Origin of the sequence: Gorillibacterium sp. CAU 1737, assembly GCF_039888655.1 — a bacterium.
GTDB lineage: Bacteria > Bacillota > Bacilli > Paenibacillales > NBRC-103111 > Gorillibacterium.
Genome location: NZ_JBDQQO010000007.1, coordinates 150,421 through 171,829, shown reverse-complemented (window position 1 = coordinate 171,829; position 21,409 = coordinate 150,421). Strand labels below are relative to the sequence as shown.

Sequence of the window (21,409 nt, the reverse complement as noted above, 5' to 3'; positions counted from 1 at the left end):
TATAACCAGAGCGAGGCTGAAGAGCCTGCTTCTCCATTCTTGCCTACACTTTACTATGAATCCAGCTTTCATACCACTCGGAAAGCTTGCCCTTGACCTCCAAACCGAGCTCATCCCGGATTCGTTTACCGAAATCGGTATAATGAGCGGTGACCAGCGCCCGCTCGCCCATCTCGGCATAAGCCCGCAGGAGCCCGAGCTCCGCTTCCTCGGAATAGGGCTGCAGCTCCAGCAATCTTCCGTAGACCATGACCGCCTGGGCCTCTTGTCCCTGCTTCCGCAAATAATCACCGATCTGCAGCGCCTTTTCCTTCCATAACAGGCTTAACCGCTCGCGTTCGCTCGCCGCCCAAAGGTACCCGGCACTGCTCAAGTAGTCCCCTTCGTAAGCATGAATCAAGCGCAGCATCTCTCGCCAGTTGCTCTCCTTGGGTTCATCCAACTGCTCAATGTCTCGCTCCCAGCCCTCAGCATCGACTGCCATCCCGTTCAAGGCGAGGCAATACCCTTCTTCCCGGCTGACGTTGCGAATTTCCAACGGGAGGTGCGCTTGCCGCAAACTTTGCCGAACCTGATAAATGGTCGTGTACAGTTGAGCGGATGCGCGCTTCAGATCGGATTCGGGCCACAGCAGTTCAATGAGCCCCTCCTTGGATACGAAGCGCTCCCGATGATGCAGCATATAGGCAAAAAGCTCCTGCCCCTTCGAGGTACGCCACCTGACCGGCTCTGTCCCGGAGCCGGAGCGGCTCTCCACCCTCAGTGTTCCGAAGCAGCGAATCAGCGGTTGATCCTGCGGTTCCGGCTGGGGCGCCGAGTCAGATGATAGGCTTGCATGCAGGCGTTGAATCGACTTCGCCAGCCTTCCCCGATTCAAAGGCTTCAGTAAGTAATCGAGAGCATTCAGTTCGAAGGCTTCCACGGCAAATTCGTCGTATGCCGTCACAAAGACAATTTCGACGGAAGGGAGATCCTGCTGAATGCGATCCGCCGCCTGCAGCCCGTTCAAGCCCGGCATGTGGATGTCGAGAAAGATGACGTCCGGCTTCCGCTCGATCACTTCCGCAAATGCAGATAGAGGATCCGTGTAACTGCCGATAACTTCCACATCGGAATGCTCCTTCAACAACCTGTCCAACTGCAACAGGGCCAGCCTCTCATCATCGATTAAGATTGCCCGGATCACGCTTTCTCCTCCTTCAGCCAGACTCGGAAGGAAACACAAGTCCCTTCCCCCCGTGTGCTTTCAATCTTTAACCCTTGGCCGCACAATCGCTTCAAGCGGCGATCGGTATTCGCCAGCCCGACCCCGGCCGATTGCCGGGTAGACGCTGCGAACACCTCTTGCATCTTCTCATCGTCCATCCCGACGCCGTCATCCTTCACGCTCACTTCTACTTCGTCTCCCCGCTTTACCGTACGGATGACCACGGTTCCCCCGTTCACCTTGGAGGTGACTCCGTGACGCACTGCATTCTCCACCAGCGGCTGTAAGGTCAAAGGCGGCAAATGGAAGGTCAATCCTTCTTCCAGCTCCCAAGCGATACGCAGCCGTTCTCCGAATCTTTCCTGTTCAATGTACAGGTACGCTCTGACCAGCTCCAGCTCATGTTCGAAGGGAACGAACTGCTCGCTGTTCAAAGAATGAAAGCTAATTCTCAAGTAATTGCTGAGGGCATCCAACAGCTCGCCCATCCGATGGACATCGATTTCGGCTAAGGCGGAGATCGAATTCAAGGAATTGAACAGGAAATGAGGATGCATCTGAGCCTGCAGGTAGGCGGCTTCGAGCTCCAATCGCTTTGCGATCGCCTGCTTCAGGTGAATTTGAGCATCGACACGGGTTCGAATCTCCACCCGATCCACGGGCTTCGAGGTGTAGTCGTTCGCACCGGCTCGAAACCCTTCCTCGATGTCATCGGGCTGGGTGCGAGTCGCAAGAAGGAGCACCGGCAATTCGGTCATCGAATAATGGGAGCGGATTCTTCGGGTCAGCTCAAAGCCCGACATCCCCGGCATCATCACATCGCTGATCACCAGATCCCAGGAGCCTCGTTCCAGCAGACGGAGCGCCTCCATGCCGTTCATGGCGAAGGCCAGCTCATATTCTTCAGGGGGGAGCTGATAGGAGAGCAGCTTGAGATTGACAGGATCATCATCCACGACCAGAATGCGCGGCCTCTGATCAGCCGATTGAGGAAGCGGGGCCTCCTGCGTAAACAGGTGCGCATCCGGTAAAATCGGCGGAGCGGCCGCTCCGGGGTTGTCTTCTCGCAGGTCGCTTCCACGGAAAAGGGCCTCCTGCGCAGCCAAGGCGACGCTCTCATCCTTCGAGACCGGGAGCACGAGGCACACATCTGTGCCTTGACCTGGGGAGGAGCTCACCTCCAGTCTCCCGTTGTGCAATTCGGCGAGCATCGTGCAGATGCGGAGTCCAAGGCCCCCGCCTTCCCCGCTCTCTTCGAAATCTCCGCTCTGGTTGTAGGGAGTGGTCACCCTTGCAACCGTTTGAGGGTCCATCCCGATTCCCGTGTCGGTCACATGCAGGAACACGTGGTCTTCGTTCGCCTCCGCGGACAAAACGATCGTGCCGACATGCGTAAATTTAACGGCATTGTGCACAAGATGAGCCAGGAGTTGAGCGAGCCGGGTTTCATCGGCCCACACCCGTGGAATCTCGTCTCCGATCACACTGCGGATTTCAACAGGCTTGTCGTCCAGCAGGTAGCGGAGCTGCTCGAGGATGGTCTCAGCGATCGGCCGAACGGAAACTGCTGACCGCGCAAGCTGCACCTTACCTTCTCGAAGCAGGGAAAGGTCCAGCAGATCGTCAACGAGGCGAGCCATGCGCTTGCTGACCGTCAGCAGGAGCCGTACGCTTCTTTGGGCATCGAAATCAAGTCGCTCGCTCCGTTCCGCCAGTTGACGGGTAATTTGGATAAACCCCTGCAAGGGATGGCGGAGCTCATGAGAGGTATACGCCAAAAATTGATCCTTGGTCTTGTTCGCCGCTTCAAGCTGAGCCGCCAGCTCCCGGGTCTGAACCGTATAGCGATGGTACCTCCGAAACGCATACGTTGCCATGCAAATGAAAGCGACGATGAGATCGAAGGGATAGAAAGGCCGAACGATGTCCAAGTGCCAACGAAAGCTTCCCCAGAAGGAGCTGGATAAGATCGCCAAGGCCGCAACAGCCAGATGGAGAAAGCCGGGGTCCGTTTTCCAAGCGCGGCTGCGGAAAATCCACACCGGTACGGAAAGAAAGGAGCCCGTCATCAGCAGCTGATAGGCCCACAGCTCCTCATGAATGCGCTCCGGTGAAGCAAAGAGCACGAACGCGCAATAAAGAGCCGCTACCCCGGTGTAGAGCCGAATGGCCCAAGCCTTTGGCCTGTCCCGGAATAGACGAAAGACGAGCAGAACGAGCAGGACAAACAGCCAGACATAAGCCACGTGCTTGAGCTTATCTGCCCATGTATAAGAGAAGTGACCTCCCGACCAAGCGAGAAGAAGCTTGGCTTCATCCATGAGGAAGGCGTAGAGGCTGCAGACCAGCAGGAGGAACAAGTACAGAACCGTCCGATTTCGACCGGAATAGCCGTATAGGATGGCCGCATAGATCGCATGCAGGGCCAACACGACAACGAGCATGAACTGCATGACCGAAGAAAAGGCACGCTCCCCGTGAACTTGCTCGTACGTCCCAAATCGGATGGGCCGCTCCATGACTTCAGGGGAGATGCGAACATTGCCCGCTACCTGCAAAACAATGGAGGCCTCTCCTTGCCCGTCCGGAAAAAGCGCCACCTTCGGATAAGCTTGGCGCTGCACTTCATTCGGTTGGATGGAGGGTTCTCCCGTTTGAGCTACAAGCTGGCCGTTTACGTAGACGCGAGAGGCGATGGAAAGTTCCGGAAGGTCTATTCCTAACGGTTCTCCTGTCTTGTCGTAGCGCAGGAGAAGGCGATATGTCCCCGCATAGGCAGATCTGCCTGACAAGACAACGGCTGGATCATGCCCATAGAGCGGTTCATAGTAAACGGTACGCGTGTCCCTTTCCAAAAAATCGTTCGGAGTGAGCAATTGCTCCGGGTAATACTCCCATTCGCCGATCAAGGCCAACGGTCTTTGATCCAGGGGAGTTCCTCGGAGATCGAGCACGCCTTGTCCCGCTTCGGGTTGAGGAAGCTCCTGAAAGTGATTTAGCCACAACAACCGCGCTCCTGTCATCAAAAACGCAGCCAACAGAAGGATAGCAATCCATGGTTTCTTGGTCTTCATGCGGTTAGGGTTTCGACAAACCCCCGACAAACTCCTCTTCTTCCCGCACAAAACACAAATGACGTTCGGCCTGGGGCCAAACGTCATTCTTAAGGATTCGCTGGAAGCGAAGAGTTACTATTGAGCGTCACCGTATACAGAGCGGGTAACCACAGCCTCCAGTTCGGCGAGATGCGCCGCATACTGAGCATAGGTGATGCTGCCGGCATTCAGACGTTCCCGAAGTTGTCCCTCGAGCTGCGCCACCTGCAGGTCGATGACGACTTGCGCGTCTTTGCTATGCTCGCGCGCGATCTCGGCAAGCGATTTGCCTTCGTAGAGCTCGTCATAGAGCTCGTCGTCAGAGGCAAGTCCGAGCGTTTCCCGCAGGTCGTCTTCCTTGCGGGTACTTTCGACGGTACGCACGATGGCCGAGGGCGCTCTCAGCTTCATGCTGGTATCGAGGGCTCTTGACTCCGCCTGAGCTGCGCCGACGCCGCTTCCTGCCGTAAGGGCGGCAGCCATTGTTCCGATGATCAGGATGCGTTTTGCTTTCATGCGGTTCTCCTCTTTTCATTTAAGATTTGCCTTGTCCGTCACTTCCACTATCATCAGTATACCCGCTGTACCTGAAATGAAGCTTAAAGACAAGCAAATCCAACCGAAATTTTATGCAGAGGGAGAACGGGCTGCGTCCAGATCGGCCCTTGGAGCGCGAGGCGGCTTGCGTTCCTTGAGCAAAAATAGGAACAGTGCGGTACCAATCAGTCCGCAGATGGAAGCGCCCATGAGAATGCTGGAATAGGGAACGGTCTTCACGAGGGAGGTGCTGAGCAGGGGGCCGATCGTTCCCCGGATCCCAAACACCATCAGGTGGATGCTGAAGACACTCGCTTCCCGCCCCGGCGCAATGCGGAAGACAAAGCTCAGTACCCCGATGTCCCAGATGGCGTCTGCAATGCCCTGAATGCCGCTGGCGACCAGGACCGAGCCAAAGCTCGGGATAAGCCCGTACAACAGCGGGACGACAATCACGGCGCCGAGCCCGTAAACCAGCGTCCGCTTCGGAGGATATCGATCGAGCGCCCAACCGGAGATCAAGTAGGAAAGCAACAAGAACGCGTAGTAAACGACCCGCGCCGTACCAATCTGGCTGTTCGTCAGACTCAGCTCCTTGACCTGAATCATCTGATAGAGCGGGCTGGACAGAATGTTGCCGAAGCCAGCCAAGGTCGTGGCAAGGAAAAAGACCAGCAGCTCCCGATTCCCGAGAAGCAGCGAGAAGCGTTCGCGCCAGTTGGTTTGCGTCACAGCCCTTGCTGCGATGGCCGGTTCGCGGCTCCCGTCCTCATTGCGGATGCCGCGGAAGATCAAGAGCGAGACGGCCCCCGTCAGCGCGGCGGAAAGAAGCGCCGGCCTTGGCCCCGCATGATCGATCCAGGTGCCGATGCCGAAGGCCATCGGCATCATTAGTACGCACATCCCAACCCGTACGTACCCGAGAAGCTTCCCTCTCTGCCGGGCCGGAAAAATCCGGGTCAGCAAAGCGGCATAAGCGGGAGACTGCATGCCCATGAGCAGTTGAAACACAAGTGCAGTTGCGACAAAGGCGACAGGTGCTCCAAGAAGAGCCGGTACGATGACCAGCAGCCGCCCGATCAGGTTCGGGATGAAGAAGAACCGACGGGGGCCAAATCGCTCGATCCACCCGGTCCACAGAGGCGAGAACAACAGCCCGATGGCAGGCGAGGCGGTGAGCAGGCCGATCTGAAGATCGGAAGCCCCCTGCTGGATGGCGACCGGCACATAAAACTGGTTAAAGACCACATTGAATAAGCTGTAAAGCAGGGTCGACGTAAAATCCAACTTGAAGTTGGACCAAGCGATGTCGCCGATCGGAAGTCCAAGGCGGGACTTCAATCCGGTTTTCATGGAGTGCTCCTCTTTCGATTTCGTGATTTGTGCCAAGCTCAGGAACAGAATACCCGATTTATTCCGGCTGCGAAAGCGAAAGTTTTCCGACTCTCCAATCGCAAAAACAAGCCGACCGGAGGGTCCGGTCGGCTTGTCACTAAGGGAAGCGGTTCGTGTAATGCGGTCGGCTTAGTAGCCCAGAGCCTTGCGAGCGTCTGCCCACTTCTTGTTGATGCTGTCGAATGCTTTTTGCAGGTCAGGAGCCTTGACGAGCTCTTGCTCTACAGAACCCGTGCTGACTGCGATTTCAGCCTTGTTGGCGATTTCGTTGAACTTCGGATCGGTCGAGGTGCTTTCGATGAAGTTCGGGTTGTAGGACTTGAATTCAGCCATTTGCGGTACAGCCGGCTCTTGGTCCTTGTAAATCGGCATGAAGCCGGAGTCTGCTGCGTAGCTGGATTCCTTGATGAAGAACTCAACCCATGCCGTAGCGAGCTCTTTGTTCTTGCTGTCCTTGCTTACTCCGATGAAGTAGTCGCCACCCAGCGGTACATTGTACTTGCCGGTGTTGTCATACGGAAGCGGGAAGAAGCCGATGTCTTCAGAAGCAGCGCCTGCGCCGATTACTTGCGGAATGACCCAGTTGCCCAGGAAGTACATAGCTGCTTTACCGGATGCGATTTCACCCTTGGACATTTCCCAGTTGTTCGTGGAAAGGTCTTTTTCTGCCCAGCCCTTGTTCACGAATTCGCGAGCGATGCTGACCAGCTTGCCGTAAGGTCCGTCAACCGTAAACGGCGTGTCGGTTCCAATCAAGGTATCGGTATATTTCGGGTTGCCATCAACGTACCAGTAGGAGTTAATTCCCCAGTTGGTCATCGGCCATTGAGCGCCGTAGTTCAGGTACAGCGGGATGATGCCCTTGTCCTTCAGCTTTTGAGCGTCAGCATACAGTTCGTCCAGGGTCGTCGGAACTTTGTCGATGCCAGCTTCTTTGAAGGCTTTCTTGTTGTACACGATCCCTTGCGTATTTACGCCGGTTGCGATGCCGTAACGCTTGCCGTCCAGCTCGCGAACGTCAGCGAAGTAAGCATTTTCGAACAGGGAATCCGGAAGGGCTTCATAGTACTTCGGAAGGTCACTCGTCGGCATACCGCCGTCCAGCATGTTGACGTCGCCAGCTTCGCCGGTCGTCAACCGAACCTTGATATCGGTTGCATAGTTCGTGAGTCCTTCGAATTCAACTTCGGCATTCGGATACTTCTCTTTGAACTTCTTCACGTATCCGTCCAGCGTGCCGTCGTTTACATAGTCGGTACGGTGGGTCAAGACCTTAATCTTACCCTTAAGGTCGCTAGCCGGTGCGGTCGATGCGGCGTTGGTGGCAGCCGGAGAAGCGGAAGGCGATTCGCTCTTTTCTGCTTCGTTGCTCGATCCGCAAGCAGCCAACATCGAAACCATCATAACGGATGCCAAGCCGACTCCAATGCTTTTCTTTTTCATTCTAAGTTCAACCCCCGTGGATTGGATTAGCGATCCTGATTGGATCACCGCTTGATATCGCTTACAATACCCAGTATAAGCGGTTACATATACAAGAAAAATGGTTTCGGTTTGTTTTTCTTGTTATCAATTGTGCTAACTCACTCAATTGTTAGCGCTTTACGTCCGGTTTATGCAGGAGAAATGAAAACGCCTTCCCCCTCTCTCGACCATTCGAGAGACAGGAAAGGCGTTTTGCTGCAAGGATGCGCTGATTGGGTTGGTTATCCTTTGACGGCTCCGCTCGTGACTCCAGAGAAGATGTACTTCTGCAGGAAGAGGAAGAGAACAACCGTCGGAATGAAGATGATCAGGATCCCCGCGGAAATAACGTTGATCTGAGCTGCATTCGGACCGACGAAGGAGTAGATCGCCGTCGAGACAACGCGCAGCTTTTGAGCCGGCATGTACAGGTAAGGGGTGTAGAAGTCGTTGTAGATCGAGATGCTCTTCAGGATGACGAGTGTAGCGGTTGCCGGAGCAAGCAGCGGGAAGATGATGGAGCGGTAGATTTTGAAGAGCGAGGCCCCCTCCATCATGGCGCTTTCGTCAAGATCCTTCGGAATGCTGTTGATGAATTGCAGGTAGATGACGATCTGGAGAACGTCCGCACCCAGGTAGAGCAGAATCGGAGCTCCCATTGTGTTGTAGAGACCGAAAGCCTTGATTACGCTGAACGTCGAAACTTGCGTCGTGATGGTCGGAATCAGTTGAGCTCCGAGGTACAGAGCCATGATCGGCGCTCTCAGCTTGAACTTGAAGCGACCGAGCGCATAAGCGACCATCGTACCGAAGATGATGTTACCGGCCAGCGAAATCACCATGATGATTCCGATGTTCCAGAAGCTCGAGCCGAGCTTGCCGATCTTCATTACGCGCTTGAAGTTATCGAAGTTGAAGAAGTCGTGTGGTAAAGCCATACCGGATTGATAGTACTCCACCTGAGTCTTGAAGGCTCCGATGAACACCGAGTAGATCGGGAAGAAGACGACGAACGAAGCGGCAATCAAGAACAGGTATTTGAGTACACTGACCAGCTTGTTTTGTTTGGTTTCCATCTCAGTCTTTCCCTCCCGGCAGCAATTTGCGTTGGATGAAGATGATCACAACGACGAACAGCATGAGCACAATCCCCATTGCGGAAGCGAGTCCCGCCTTCTGGAATTTAAATGCGGTGTCCACAGTCTGAATAACGAAGGTGGATGTGCCGTTCGCACCGAGCATCATGACGTACGGAATTTCGAACGCCGCGAGCGCACCGGTCAAGGTGAGAATGAGCTGCAGTTCCAGGACGCTGCGAATACTTGGAAGGGTCAGGTAACGGAATTGCTGCCAGCTGTTGGCTCCGTCGATCTTCGCAGATTCGTACATGTCACCTGGGATGGATTGAAGGGCACCGATGAAGATAATCATGCTGAGGCCCATGAACTTCCACATCGAGATGAACGCCAGGGAGAAGTTGACCAGATGCTCATTGCCGAGCCAGGATTGCTGCCAGGACTCCAGTCCGATGGCCCCGAGGAAAACATTTAGCGAACCGTACTCCATGTGGTAAACGTTCTTGAACATGATGACGGTTGCAACGCTGTGAAGAACATACGGCAAGAAGAGAATCGCGCGGAATACGTTGCGTCCTTTGAGCTTGCCGCTAAGAATAACAGCGAAGAACAAGGCGAGCGCGGTTTGAACTAGACCGCCGATAAAATAATAAGCGTTTACTTTAAACGAAGCAAAGATCTCGGGTCGCGTGAAAATCTCTTTGTAGTTGTCAAACCCTACCCAGTTCATATCCCAACCTACACCCGTCCAGTCGGTGAAGCTGTAATACAGGAGCGACAGTGCCGGGTAATACGACAGCACGAGCAAGAGCGCTACCGGTATCAGAAGAAAGCCAAACAGGATGAGCGTGCGCTGGTTTTTGTAGCTGAGATTGTTGAACATGATCGAACCCCACTTTCCATTGGCATGCAGAATGAGTCAAAACCGAAAAAAAAGCCTTCCCGTTTTGGGGAAAGCCCGGTAATCGCTTTCATCAACAGTATAAACGGTTGACCCCGCAATTATAATGGTCTTGGTTTGTTTTCTTTGTCTTCATTTGCGTTCCATGTGAAAGCGTTTCGTTTCCAGCCGCCTCTTACAGGCGAACCCGATCGCGGTATTCCTTCGGTGTAATCCCCACGACCTTTTTGAACACCTTGTTAAAATAAGCGGGGTCGGCGTACCCTACCCGTTCCCCAACCTCATAGGTCTTCAAGGCCAGCTCCGAAACCAATAATCGCTTTGCTTCTTCCATGCGAAGAGAGATGATGAGGTCGGTGATCGTCTCTCCGGTCTTCATGCGAAACAGCTTGCTCAAATAGCTGGGAGTCAGATAGACGATCTCCGCCAGCTTGCCGAGCTCTAGCTCTTCCTTGTAATGCTCGTGAATGTAGGTTCTTACCGTCTCGATCATCCAATTATCCTGCTGCACATCCTTCAAGAGCCCGAACTGCTCTTGAACCTGATGAAGCAAGGCACGCTGGAATTCGTTCCATTCCGAATAGCTGGGCGGGAGAACGGGTTCCACCAGCTCCTCGGCTCCAATGGGCAGATTGCGCTCCGTTCGCTCCTCTCGAATGAGGGTGAAGAGCAGGCTGCTGTGCTCTTGCACCACAGACCAGGGAAGACGCAGCTTGGCCGCCTCTTGAATCCAGGACTTGAGCGCGGTCTCGGCCCGTTCGTAATCCACGGTATGCAGAGCAGCACGGAAATCCCGGTCGATGAGCCGATGAAGCGCGTGGGTGTCCTCTAGCCGCTTCGGCAGCCGATCTGCGGTTTCGAAGGCCCGAATGCCTTCCGCATACCATGCATGATGCACCGCGTTCCCCGCGTGCTGGTAAGCCTCATGGAGGGAATGGCTATCTGCAAAAAGCCCGGAAACGCCTGCGCGAACATGGACGTTGGCGGGAAGGATGCTGAGCAGCCCCGCCGTAAGAGAACGAATGGTCTCGACATCATCACCTGGATGAATGCCCAACAAGAGCACCAGTTCCCCTGTCTTCCAGGAGAGTACCCGACATTCCCGGCGTTGATCCTTCGCCCAATTGCGGACTCGCTCTTGGATGCGCTCCACGGAGGCTCTTATCACAAGAACGGTATAATAATGGCTAAACAAGGGATGCCCCGCGAGCGCTTCCAATGCCTCCGCCTGAACCGATTCGGACAGCATATCGGGCGCATTCATAGCCAGAAGCCGCAGGTAATCATCGGTTGCAGTTATTTGCCGCGACCGCTCCTTCATCAGCTTCATGCGTACGCGATCCAGTAGGCTGTTCAGCTCCTCGGTCTCCACAGGCTTCAATAAATATTCTTCGACCCCCAGCCGAATGGCCTGACGGGCGTAATCAAATTCGCTGAACCCGCTCACGATTGCGATCGAGGCTTCCGGACGCGCCTGCTTTACGCATTCAATGAGCTCCAGCCCGCTCAGCTTGGGCATTTTGATATCGGTGATGATCAGATCCGGTGCAAGTTCTTCCAGCTGCTCCAAAAGCTCGAACCCGCTCTCGAAGATGCCGATCACCCGATAAGGCTCTCCAGCTTTCTCGATCAGCTTGGCTAGTCCCAGCCGAATTCGTTCTTCGTCGTCTACGACCACTATGGTCACCATGTTGTCATCTCCTGTCGCTTCATTCATCCTCCAGGGGCAGCCGAATCGTGACCACCGTTCCTTCTCCATACACGCTGTCAATGGACAGACCGTACGCCATACCGTACTTCAGTTTGATCCGTTCGTGCACATTCCACATGCCGATCCCCTTGCCGTTCCGCTCCTGCCAACCCGAAGCTTGAAGGGAGCTGCGGAGCCGCTCGAGCACCTCTGCTTCGATGCCCACCCCGTTATCGGAGACCGTGAAGACTCGCTCGGTTTCCTCTTCCCGGTAATCAATGACAATGTCCATCTGGGTGTTCATGCTGTCCTGCCCATGATGAATCGCGTTCTCCACGATCGGTTGAAACAGCAGTTTGATCACCCGTTTACGAGACAAGTCTTCCTCCGGAAGAATGAGCCGGAAGCGATTGCCGTACCGAAAATTGAGCAGTTGGACATACATGTCGAGGTATTCCCACTCTTCCGTAACCGGTACCGTCTCCATCCCTTGATGGATGCTGTAGCGGAGCAGCTTACCGAGCAATCGAGACATGTCGGCTACCTCGGAATCATCATGCAGGACAGCCGTCATGCGAATGGATTCTAACGTATTGTAGATAAAATGCGGGTTGATTTGGTGCTGCAGCGACTCCAATTCCACCTGTTTCTTCCGCTGCTCAATGAAGTGGATCTCCTCGATCAAACGGCTGATCCTCTGAATCATTCGGTTAAAGGCGGTACCGACGAGGCCGGCTTCGTCCCTTCGCTTGACGGGAAAGATCACATTGAGATTGCCGTTCTGCACCTCTTTCATCGTCCGGACCAGCGAACGCAAAGGGCGGATCAGAGCGTAGATGAGCACGATGGAGGTCAGCATCGCCAAGCTGATGAAGAAAATACCGGCGAAGAGCGTGTTGTCGCGCGTCTTGTCTGCGTTGGCCATCAATTCCTTCTGAGGAATGCTGATAAAGATCCGCCAGCCGGTTTGAGCGGATTGTCGGTAGATGATCAATTCCTTCTGCCCGTTGACCGTCGTGTGGAAGCTTCCTTCGGTGCCCGCTGCCTTCACCCATGCTTCCCGCTCACCTAAGCTCTGCGACAGATATTGCTTCTGGCTGTCATAGACGACCCGGTTCTCTCCGTCGAGAATAAGCGTCGTGCCCTCCGTCGTTCGGTCCAGGTCCTTGACGATGTCCTCAATGACGCTGATGTTGGCGTCGATGGCGATGAGGCCTACCGGCGAGAAGGTCGTGTCAATGATTTGCCGGACCACGGTAAACACAAACCGCTTCCGATTGATGGTATCGGACACTTCCTGGGTACTGCTCAGCACGGGAGCGCCGTTCGCCTTCTCAGCCAGCTCTCTCCATTCATCGTACACCTTGGGAAGATCGCTGCGGACCGTACTGCTCTTCATTACGTAGTAAGGGTTGCCATAGAGGTCGAAGAGATACACGGTGTTCGTTCCGGTTTTGAGCCCTGTAATGAAGTAGATGCTGTTTGCGATTTGGCTCTGAATGTCCAACCGTCTCCGCTCAGTCTCAGGAAGAACTGCATTGCCCCGATCCGTTGTCGAGCCCGGTCCACCGGGAGAGACGGGCTCCCCCGCACCGTGAGAATCCGGAGGAGGTGTGGTGGGTATGGCGGATTGCTCCCCGTAAAAATCGTTCGAATTGCGCAGGCCCGTCTGGATGGTCTCCAGATAAGAGGGAATGATGGAGATCTTCTTCATATCCTCCATGTAATCATCCAGCTTGCCCATCATCTTGTCTGCAATCTGCGACGTATAAGAAACGGTGTTCTCTTCGATGGACTTGGAGTAGCTGCGGCCCGCGAGCTGGGTTACGATCCAGATCGGAATGACCAGGAGCAGCACAAAGACGGCAAACATCTTTGCCTCCATCCGCCAATCCGGCCAATACAGCCATTTCACCCATCGATTGTTCCGCCAGCCCATGTGAGCCCCTCTCCCCTGCTTGTCATCCCCAAGGTTCGACATTTCCTGTATCCCTTATCCTAGCCCATCGACACGAGCCCTGCAAGGCGAATTCGTCCGTGCCAGCATTTCACTCCCCCAGCCGATCCTATGTAAGCAAAAAGAAAAACAGCCATGGTCCGGGATCCGGGCCATAGCTGCCTCTCATGGTAAGGCGATTGTACGGTTCTTATTTCGTTTTGCGGAACTCAAACACTTTCTTGTTGTTTTCGATGTTGAAGTTCAGGACGTCGTCGTAGCCAAGACCCTTGGCCTTCTCGATCATTTCCTTCTTCAACTTGTCGAATTCGGCTTGATCCTTGGCAAAGATCATCTTCCAGGAGAACTCTCTGATAACGGCAGAGACTTGTCCTCTCTTTTGCTCAAGATCGTCCGTGTATTGAACCGGAGCGGATCCCGTGAAGATCGCCTTTTGAATGGCAAGCATGTTGTTCTTCTCCAGGTAGTCCTTCGGAGACGTAGCGTTCATTGCCTTCGTCCAGCTTTCGTCAACCTTGTTGGTCGGTTTGGCCAGCTGCGAAGACCACAGTTGGTAGTCGTACGGTTCGCCCGTAATCGGGTTTACCGACGTATACTTGAAGGAGTTGGTCAGTTGGTTACGTCCGTCCTTCCAGTTACCGCCGCCAAATTCGTCCGGAATCGGCGTGTCGTTTGCCGGGAGAGCCTTTTCGCCGAGCTCGGTCAGAACCGGCTTGCCGTCCTTCAGCTCATAAACCATGCCTTCTACACCGTAGTTCGCGGTCATGTAGCCTTCAGGAGAGTACATCCAGTCGATGAACTCCATTACGCGTTCCGGAGACTTCGTCTTGGAGCCGATGGACCAGAAGCTGTTGCCGCCGTACGGGTTGAAGCCGTTGGAGTAGTTACGCTCTTCTTTAAACGGAACCAATTGGAAGCCCTTGCCTTCAGCCAGTCGTTCCGGCGTGCTGTACACATCATCCTGCCAAGAGAACATGGAGAACAGGGTTGCGCCGTCCTTCATCTTGTTGGTAGCGTCTTCAAACTTTTGCGTCAGGGAGTCCGGGTCAACCAGACCCATTTGATTGGCATCGAAGTAGAATTTCAGAGCGCGCAGGTACAAGCCGTCTTCGTCCAGGATGCCTTGGGTTTCATCCTTGTCAGCTGAAATCAGAGAAAATCCACCCGGGTTGAAGCCGTCGGTTTCCTCGAAGCCGTGAAGGATAGCCCAAGCTTTCGTGTGCATCATCATGTTGCCGTCCCAGTCTCCCCACATGGAGAAGGCGTACGTCGGGCGACCGGAATCGCTCGTCGGTTGGGCTTCTTGCATCTTCTTCAGAACCGGGAGGTAGTCCTCCATGGTCTTGATTTCCGGGCTGCCGATCTTTTGGTACAAGTCCCAACGCAGGTTCGGGTGAGCGTTCAGTTCCTTCGCTTCGGAAGGTCCGTCTTGGTCAGGACCTACATCGATGCCGATCCCGTATACGCTGGTACCGTTTCCAAAATTGACTTTGTTCTTTTCAATTGCCTTCGGAGCGTATTGGAGCATGTTCTTGCCGTACTTGTCGATAAGGCCGTCTTTGGTCCAGTCAAGCAGCATACCCGCCTTAATGGCATCTTGCCACTTTTGGTCGGCTCCGCCGAAAATCACGATGTCTCCCAGGTTGCCGGAAGCCATTTGCGCGCTGAATTTTGCATCGGCGCCTTCGAGCTGCGGAGCAATAATGTTCAGCTCAATGTTGAATTTGTCCTTGACTACCTTGGCGAACCAGCCGGGTTGTGCGCCGCTGAAGTTCGAGGTCAAGGAGAAGACGTCCAGCTTGAGCAGATCGCGAGCTGGAGCCGGAGCCTCTGTTCCTGCTGCTGCGCTGCTGGAAGGAGAGGACGATGCCTCATTGGACTTGCTGGAACATGCTGCGAGAGAAGTCATCATTACCAGAGAAAGAGCTGTCAGTGCTGTCTTTTTCATCTTTGCCACGCTTGTTGCCTCCCTTTTTTAAATGAAAGGATTCATCTTGCGAATACCTGGTGTCCATTGATTCTTTTGCGATGAGTGCCTAAGCACCACCTCCTTGAAGTGGGGCGGGCCGCTTGACCCGCCCTTGCCGACAGGTTTACCCTTTCACGGAGCCAATCAGAATCCCTTTTACAAAGAACCGTTGGAAGAACGGGTAAACACACAGGATGGGGAGAACGACAATCATCGATACCGTCGTCCGAATCGAGTTCGGTGTCTGCATGTTCGTCAAATCCACATTGGCTGTCCCTTGGGAACGAATGATCGCGGCAAGCGAATTGGATTCATTTAAATACTTCAAAAGTACGTACTGCAAGGTATGGAACTTCGGAGTAGTCATCAGGAAAACGGTATCCATGAACGAGTTCCATTGACCAACCGCGGCGAAAATGGCAGTCGTAGCTGCGATCGGAGTTACCAATGGGAAGACGATGCGTGTGAACAGGGTCATGGTACCCGCTCCATCTAGCTCCGCACTCTCCTCCAGCGCCGCCGGAAGCGATTCAATGAAGGTCTTGATCAGGATGACATAGAACGGGGAAACGATAGCCGGCAGGATATAAGCCAGGAAGTTGTTCGTCATGTGCAGGTTCAGCATGATGATGTACCAAGGGATGATCCCGGCGTTGAAGTACATCGTGATCACGACAAACCGATACCAGAACTTGCGGCCCCACATCCTCTGCTTCGTGAACAGGTACGCCAGGAAAGCAGACCCCATGACGGTGAGTGCCGTTCCGATGACCGTTCTTCCTACAGAGACCAGGGCGGCATTCGGGAGCCCCTTGATCTGCAGCACCTTCAAATAGTTGGAGAAATGAATCCCCTTGGGATACCAGGTTACGAGCCCCCGGGCGCTCAGATCATTGCTGCTGATCGTTTGAATGAATAGATAATAGAAGGGATAAATACAAATCAGAGTGAAGAGGGCAAAGAATGTATAGTTTAGAATCTCGAATATAAGGTCACCAGCACTTCGTTTCTGTACCATGTTGAGTTCCCATTCCTTTCCGTTTAGATGATCGATTCGCCGCGTACGATCTTGGACAATCGGTTGGCGAAGAACAGAAGGGTGACGCTGACCAGGGATTTCAACATACCGATCGCCGTGGCGAAGGAGAAGTTGGCCCCGAGCAGACCGACATTGTAAACGTACAGGTCCAGAACCTCAATCGTATTTTTGTTGACAGGGTTTTGGAAAACGTAGTATTGGTCGAGTCCGTTGTTGATAAGGTTCCCGATAGACAGCAGCAGGAGGACGAAGTAGGTCGGCATGACGCCCGGCACTGTGATGTGCCACATCAGCCGGAAGCGGCCGGCGCCGTCAACCCGGGCTGCATCGTACATCTCTTGGTCGATCGAGGTGATCGCCGCAATGTACATGATGGCGCTCCATCCGAGTCCCTTCCATAATCCCCATAAGGTCATCTTGAGCCAGATGTGACTATCCGAGGCCAGGTAATTGACGCCTTTATCCTGGAAGCCCAGGCTGATCATCAGCTGATTGATGACCCCGCTGTCCACGGAGAACAGCATGAAGGCGATACTGAACACGAGCACCCAGCTGATAAAGTTCGGAAGGGTCGTCAGGATTTGAACGGCCTTCTTAAACTTGGTAGCTTTGATTTCGGTCAGCAGGATGGCAAAGATCACGGGGAAGATCGAGGTGATAATCCCCAGGAAGCTCATCCCCAGCGTATTTTTGAGAACGCGGATAACTTCCTTGGATTGGGTCGGATTGGATACGATGGCACGGAACCATTTGAATCCTACAAATTCCGACGACCACAAGGAGAAACCCGGGCGAACGTTAAAGAATGCGTAGATCCAACCATACAATGGCATGTAGCTGAAAATGAAGACGAGCGCAAGCAGCGGCAGCGCATAAAGGAACAAGCGATAACGTTCCGGAATGGTGAAGCGTTTGGTGCGCGCAGGCTGCATTTGGTTTTCGACAGCCGTTTTCATGGAATCCCCCCCTGTAGTAGAAAGCCGCAGTGATCATGATGCAAGCAAGCTAGTTGAGCGGCTCATAATCAAACCAATCGAAATGAGCCGGCGAAGCACTATCCGCCTTGCTCACGGCGTACATGGCCAACATGACCCCGGTGAAGCCTCCAGCCACCTCAGTCGAGAGCAAGTGTGTCTCTGCTGCACCTGCTTTGTGTTCCGTTCCGCCAACGCCTTGGAACGAGAAGGTGAAGAGGTCGGGTGTCGCATCCACCTTCAGCTTCACAGGACCAGTCTCGCAGGAAAACAACTGCTCGGTTTTCAGAGAACCCACGGTCCGTCGCAGCAGAACCTTACGGTCCCCTGCCGACTGGATCACCGCGAAATCGTAGTGGTACCTTCCGTTCATAAAGACGGTGATTCCCGCTTCTTCTCCATCCTGCCGGGGATCGAACTCCAGGATCGTCTCCGCTCTGCAGGAGAAGTGGCGCAGTCGACGGCCCACAAAGGCCGGGGCGCCGTCCTCATCGAGCGTGCAAGCGGTACCACGAAGCGTTAAAGAACTCGGTTTATCGGTCAGCGACCAGGAGCCCGCCGGAGGGTTTCGCAAGAAGATCCAGTCGAACCCAAGGGCTTCTTCGGTAAAGTGATCTCGGACGGACGGGCCTGGGATAGGATTCCCCATAAAGGAAGGACCATCCATTACCGCCTCAATTCGAGTATTGTTACCGATAACAGGCCAGCCTTCGTCTGTCCATTGAACAGGGGCGAGGAACGTCTCTCGACCCAGATGATGGCGCATGGGATACGAGGGCGGCCTTATTCCCAAGAAGACTGCCCACCAGGTTCCATCATGAGCTTCCAGGAGATCGGCATGTCCTGTTGCGTGAATCGTGTGCCTCAAGCTTCGGTGAGTCAGAATCGGATTGTGCGGACAAGGTTCGAAAGGACCGTAAGGCGTGGAGCCCCGAATGATCGTCTCCATGTGCCCGTACTCTGTCCCGCCTTCCGCAATCATCAGGTAGTAATAGCCCTTCCTCTTATACATGTGAGGAGCTTCCGGGCTTGCTCCTCCCGTTCCCTGCCAGACCAGGCGACTCTCTGTCAGGCGGCGGCCGGTTGAGATGTCCAGCTCGCACTGATAGATGCCGTCTCCTCGATCACCGTTCCAAGCCGAGAGATAGTAAACCTTCCCATCCTCGTCGAAGAACAGGGATGGATCGATGCCTCCTTGATCGACGGGAATGATCTCCGACCAAGGTCCTGCCGGGTCCTGGGTGCGGACATAGAAGTTTCCGACACCGCTTACATTTGTCGTAGTCATGTAGAACCAGCCATCATGGTACCGGATCGTCGGAGCGTAGATGCCTCCCGAGCTCCAGGACTTGTGAAGCGGCAACTGACTCTCTGTCGTCAGACAGTGACCAATCTGCTTCCAATTCACCAGGTCCTTGCTATGAAAGACAGGGACACCTGGAAAATATTCGAAGGTGCTCGTTACCAGATAGTAATCATCTTGAACCCTGCAAATGCTGGGATCAGGATAAAAACCGGGTATAACAGGGTTTGAATACTGCATAGCAGGTTCCTCTCGTCTTTTCTCTTTTTCTATTTTTGGCCATTCCAATGAAAGCGAAAACAGAAAAATTGATGCCAAGATCGGTTCATGTTACTATTTTTGATAGTACGTGAATCCTGCGTTGCACCGGGAACCTTGCCCTTCCCATTGTAGCTTGTGAATGGCAACCGTGCAATCGCTTCCAAGCCATCAATTCCAAGCCATCGGTTCTCTTTGTTCATTCATTGAACTAGCGCCTTCTTCCTCATTCTATAGGGCATAGAACAATGAGGCCTTCACATTTCAGCCATCGACTAGCACGATTCGGACATTTCCAGCAAAAAAGTTAGGTGAACAGGAGGTACCCGGCCGGTGAACGAAGTTTATTTGAATTGGTTTACCCATGACGAGACATTCCCCTTCTTTATTCAATATGGCGGGCACGACGAAGACACGAGGATGCATGTTCATGTGGACTTTTCCGAGCTTGTCATTATTTTGAGCGGTACCGCCACTCACGTGGTGGGGAATGAGGAGATGTTTATTAAGAAAGGCGACGTTTTCGTCATCAATGGCGCCACTCCGCACGGATATAAGAACACGCATAACTTTAAAATCTGCAACATTATGTACCGAACGAATCTGCTTCCCGCATCCGGCAACAGCTTGAACAAATCCAGCGGCTTCCAAGCCTTGTTCGTGATCGAGCCCAACTCCCGCCATGAGCAGATGAAGAGTCGGTTGAATTTGGACTTGCCCAGCCTCGAATTTGTTGTTGCCCATATCTCCGCATTGGTCCGGGAATATGAAGAGAAGCAGCAGGCCTATCAAACGATGGTGAGCGCAGGGTTCCTGCAGCTGATCGTCTACTTGTCCCGTCAATATGAAAACCAGGTTTGCGACAAGGAGAACAACCTGATCCACTTGGCCAAGGCGGTGTCTTACCTGGAGGATCATTATCTGGAGCAGCTATCCATGGAAGAGCTTGCCGCCAAGTCCAAGCTGTCCATCCGTCACTTAAACCGGATCTTTAAGGCCCATTACCAGCTTACTCCCCTGGAGTACATTCACCAGCTCCGTCTGGAGCACGCTTGCATTCTCTTGAAGAAAACCAATCTGCCGATTACGGTCCTGTCCTACGAAAGCGGGTTTAATGACAGCAACTATTTCACTCGCCAGTTCACCAAGAAGTTTGGGATGTCCCCAACAGCTTATCGCCGCCATCATCAATTCTCCTTGGATCGAACGAAGCAAGCAAAAAGCCAACCGAATTAACGGTTGGCTTTTGATCTTCCTATCGGCCTAAAGTCGATTCCTTATTCAAAAGGAAAGACGAGCTTCCATTCCTTGCGGATGGAATCCAGCGTCTCCATGATGGCAACGGTTTCGGCGAGCGGCATGATGTCGCTTTGCTTCTTGCCTTCGCGCAAGCTATTCATGACTTCCTCCGCTTCGAAGCAATAGCCTTCCGCTTTGCGCTCATCGACGAACTCAACAGGCTCTTCCCCTTCGACGAGCAGCGTTGCGCGGTCAGCAAACAAGAAGCGAGGGAGGTAGATGCGGCCCTTCGTTCCGAGGATCCAGGCATCCTCTCCCATGTAGAGCCTCACGGCTGCCGATAAGAGAGCTGTCTTCCCATCCCCATAGTCGAACAAAAGGCTGAAATGCTCATCGACTCCTGTCTCTCCCATATGTACGGTGCTTTGAATCGTATTCGGCTTGCGGCCGAACACGAAGGATGCCAGCGAGATCGGATAGATGCCCGCGTCCATCAGTGCGCCGCCGCCTTGTTTTGGATCCAGCAGGCGCCCCTCCGGGTTCCAGTCCGTGTTGAAGCCGAAGTCAGCCTTCAGCAAGCGAACCTCCCCGATACGGCCCTCCGCAAGCCATTCGCTTACTTGGCGAAGCGGCGGAAGGAAGCGGCTCCACATGGCTTCCATCAGGAAGGCGCCATTTTCTTCCGCCACCTGAACGGCTTCACGCGCTTCCGCTGCGGTCATGGTGAACGGCTTCTCGCAGAGCACCGCTTTGCCCGCTTTCAGACAGGTCAACAGATTCTCATGATGCGCCGGATGAATCGTTCCAATGTAAATGGCGTCCACGTCGGGAGCGTTCGCCAGTTCTTCATAGCTTCCGTAAGCACGCGGGATACCGTACTCTTTGGCGAAGGCAGCGGCCTTCTCCAAGGAGCGGGCGGCAACAGCCGTCACTTCCGCACCTTCGGCATAGGCCAAGTCCCGTACGAACTTGCTTGAGATCCAACCGGCTCCAAGGATTCCCCACTTGATCGTCTTCTTGCTCATCTGTTTCCTCCTCATGTCCTCATGATGCTCCCATTGTACCGAAAGCTTGGTCCTAACGCCAACTTTGTACATCCATTTGTTGCTTTGTAACACAAATGAAATATTTCTGTTACACTAGGTTAACAGATTCAGGTTAGAATACTTAACAAGACCCCCTTTTTTCAATACACTTGAAAGCCCGCCCCGTTGGCGGGCCTCTTTTTTTGCCCAAATCGCGGATTTTGGAAGTGCTTCCACTTTAGAGCGGCTTTTCTAAGCGTTTTCATTTTTTTCGAAACGT

15 protein-coding genes are annotated in these 21,409 nt (G+C 53.8%); 1 reads left to right on the top strand and 14 read right to left on the bottom strand.

Annotated elements, in window-relative coordinates; genetic code table 11:
• Positions 1-43 precede the first annotated feature (43 nt).
• The 13 genes from AAFN83_RS15940 to AAFN83_RS15880 all read right to left on the bottom strand — a co-directional run bounded on the left by AAFN83_RS15940 (position 44) and on the right by AAFN83_RS15880 (position 18,847).
• On the bottom strand, positions 44-1,186 hold the full coding sequence (locus tag AAFN83_RS15940) for a response regulator (protein WP_347771079.1): 1,143 nt from the start codon (positions 1,184-1,186) through the stop codon (positions 44-46).
• The gene (locus tag AAFN83_RS15935; protein WP_347771077.1) at positions 1,183-4,212 is read right to left on the bottom strand and encodes an ATP-binding response regulator; all 3,030 of its coding nucleotides are present in this window, start codon (positions 4,210-4,212) and stop codon (positions 1,183-1,185) included. Before AAFN83_RS15935 ends, AAFN83_RS15940 begins: the two co-directional genes overlap by 4 nt.
• A 186-nt stretch (positions 4,213-4,398) precedes the next feature.
• Positions 4,399-4,818: a hypothetical protein gene (locus tag AAFN83_RS15930; RefSeq protein ID WP_347771075.1), complete on the bottom strand. Its 420-nt coding sequence runs from the start codon at positions 4,816-4,818 to the stop codon at positions 4,399-4,401.
• Positions 4,819-4,929: 111 nt separating this feature from the next.
• Entirely contained in the window at positions 4,930-6,192 is a 1,263-nt protein-coding gene (locus AAFN83_RS15925) for an MFS transporter (RefSeq protein WP_347771073.1), read from the bottom strand.
• Positions 6,193-6,363: 171 nt separating this feature from the next.
• A complete protein-coding gene (locus tag AAFN83_RS15920) occupies positions 6,364-7,677 on the bottom strand; it encodes an ABC transporter substrate-binding protein (protein WP_347771071.1) in 1,314 nt (437 codons plus the stop codon).
• 263 nt (positions 7,678-7,940) lie between these two features.
• Positions 7,941-8,774 (bottom strand): carbohydrate ABC transporter permease, encoded by an 834-nt coding sequence (locus AAFN83_RS15915; protein ID WP_347771069.1) that lies wholly within the window; start codon positions 8,772-8,774, stop codon positions 7,941-7,943.
• A 1-nt stretch (position 8,775) separates the two neighbouring features.
• On the bottom strand, positions 8,776-9,657 hold the full coding sequence (locus AAFN83_RS15910) for a carbohydrate ABC transporter permease (protein ID WP_347771067.1): 882 nt from the start codon (positions 9,655-9,657) through the stop codon (positions 8,776-8,778).
• A 193-nt stretch (positions 9,658-9,850) separates the two neighbouring features.
• Positions 9,851-11,365, bottom strand: coding sequence for a response regulator (locus AAFN83_RS15905; protein ID WP_347771065.1), 1,515 nt, complete (start codon positions 11,363-11,365; stop codon positions 9,851-9,853).
• A 19-nt stretch (positions 11,366-11,384) separates the two neighbouring features.
• Positions 11,385-13,346 carry a sensor histidine kinase gene (locus tag AAFN83_RS15900; RefSeq protein ID WP_347771063.1) on the bottom strand — a complete coding sequence of 654 codons (1,962 nt, stop codon included), beginning with the start codon at positions 13,344-13,346 and terminating at the stop codon, positions 11,385-11,387.
• 166 nt (positions 13,347-13,512) lie between these two features.
• Entirely contained in the window at positions 13,513-15,270 is a 1,758-nt protein-coding gene (locus AAFN83_RS15895; RefSeq protein ID WP_347771249.1) for an extracellular solute-binding protein, read from the bottom strand.
• A 145-nt stretch (positions 15,271-15,415) separates the two neighbouring features.
• Positions 15,416-16,309 (bottom strand): carbohydrate ABC transporter permease, encoded by an 894-nt coding sequence (locus tag AAFN83_RS15890; protein ID WP_347771061.1) that lies wholly within the window; start codon positions 16,307-16,309, stop codon positions 15,416-15,418.
• Between the two features lie 23 nt (positions 16,310-16,332).
• The gene (locus AAFN83_RS15885) at positions 16,333-17,286 is read right to left on the bottom strand and encodes an ABC transporter permease (RefSeq protein ID WP_347771059.1); all 954 of its coding nucleotides are present in this window, start codon (positions 17,284-17,286) and stop codon (positions 16,333-16,335) included.
• Between the two features lie 49 nt (positions 17,287-17,335).
• Positions 17,336-18,847, bottom strand: a complete 1,512-nt coding sequence (locus tag AAFN83_RS15880) for a glycoside hydrolase family 43 protein (RefSeq protein ID WP_347771057.1) — start codon at positions 18,845-18,847, stop codon at positions 17,336-17,338.
• A 351-nt stretch (positions 18,848-19,198) separates the two neighbouring features.
• Here AAFN83_RS15880 and AAFN83_RS15875 point away from each other — a divergent pair, with 351 nt between their 5' ends.
• Positions 19,199-20,101 carry a helix-turn-helix domain-containing protein gene (locus AAFN83_RS15875; RefSeq protein WP_347771055.1) on the top strand — a complete coding sequence of 301 codons (903 nt, stop codon included), beginning with the start codon at positions 19,199-19,201 and terminating at the stop codon, positions 20,099-20,101.
• Positions 20,102-20,142: 41 nt separating this feature from the next.
• On the opposite strand, the gene AAFN83_RS15870 is transcribed toward AAFN83_RS15875, so the two are convergent.
• On the bottom strand, positions 20,143-21,129 hold the full coding sequence (locus tag AAFN83_RS15870; protein ID WP_347771053.1) for a Gfo/Idh/MocA family protein: 987 nt from the start codon (positions 21,127-21,129) through the stop codon (positions 20,143-20,145).
• Positions 21,130-21,409: the final 280 nt, after the last annotated feature.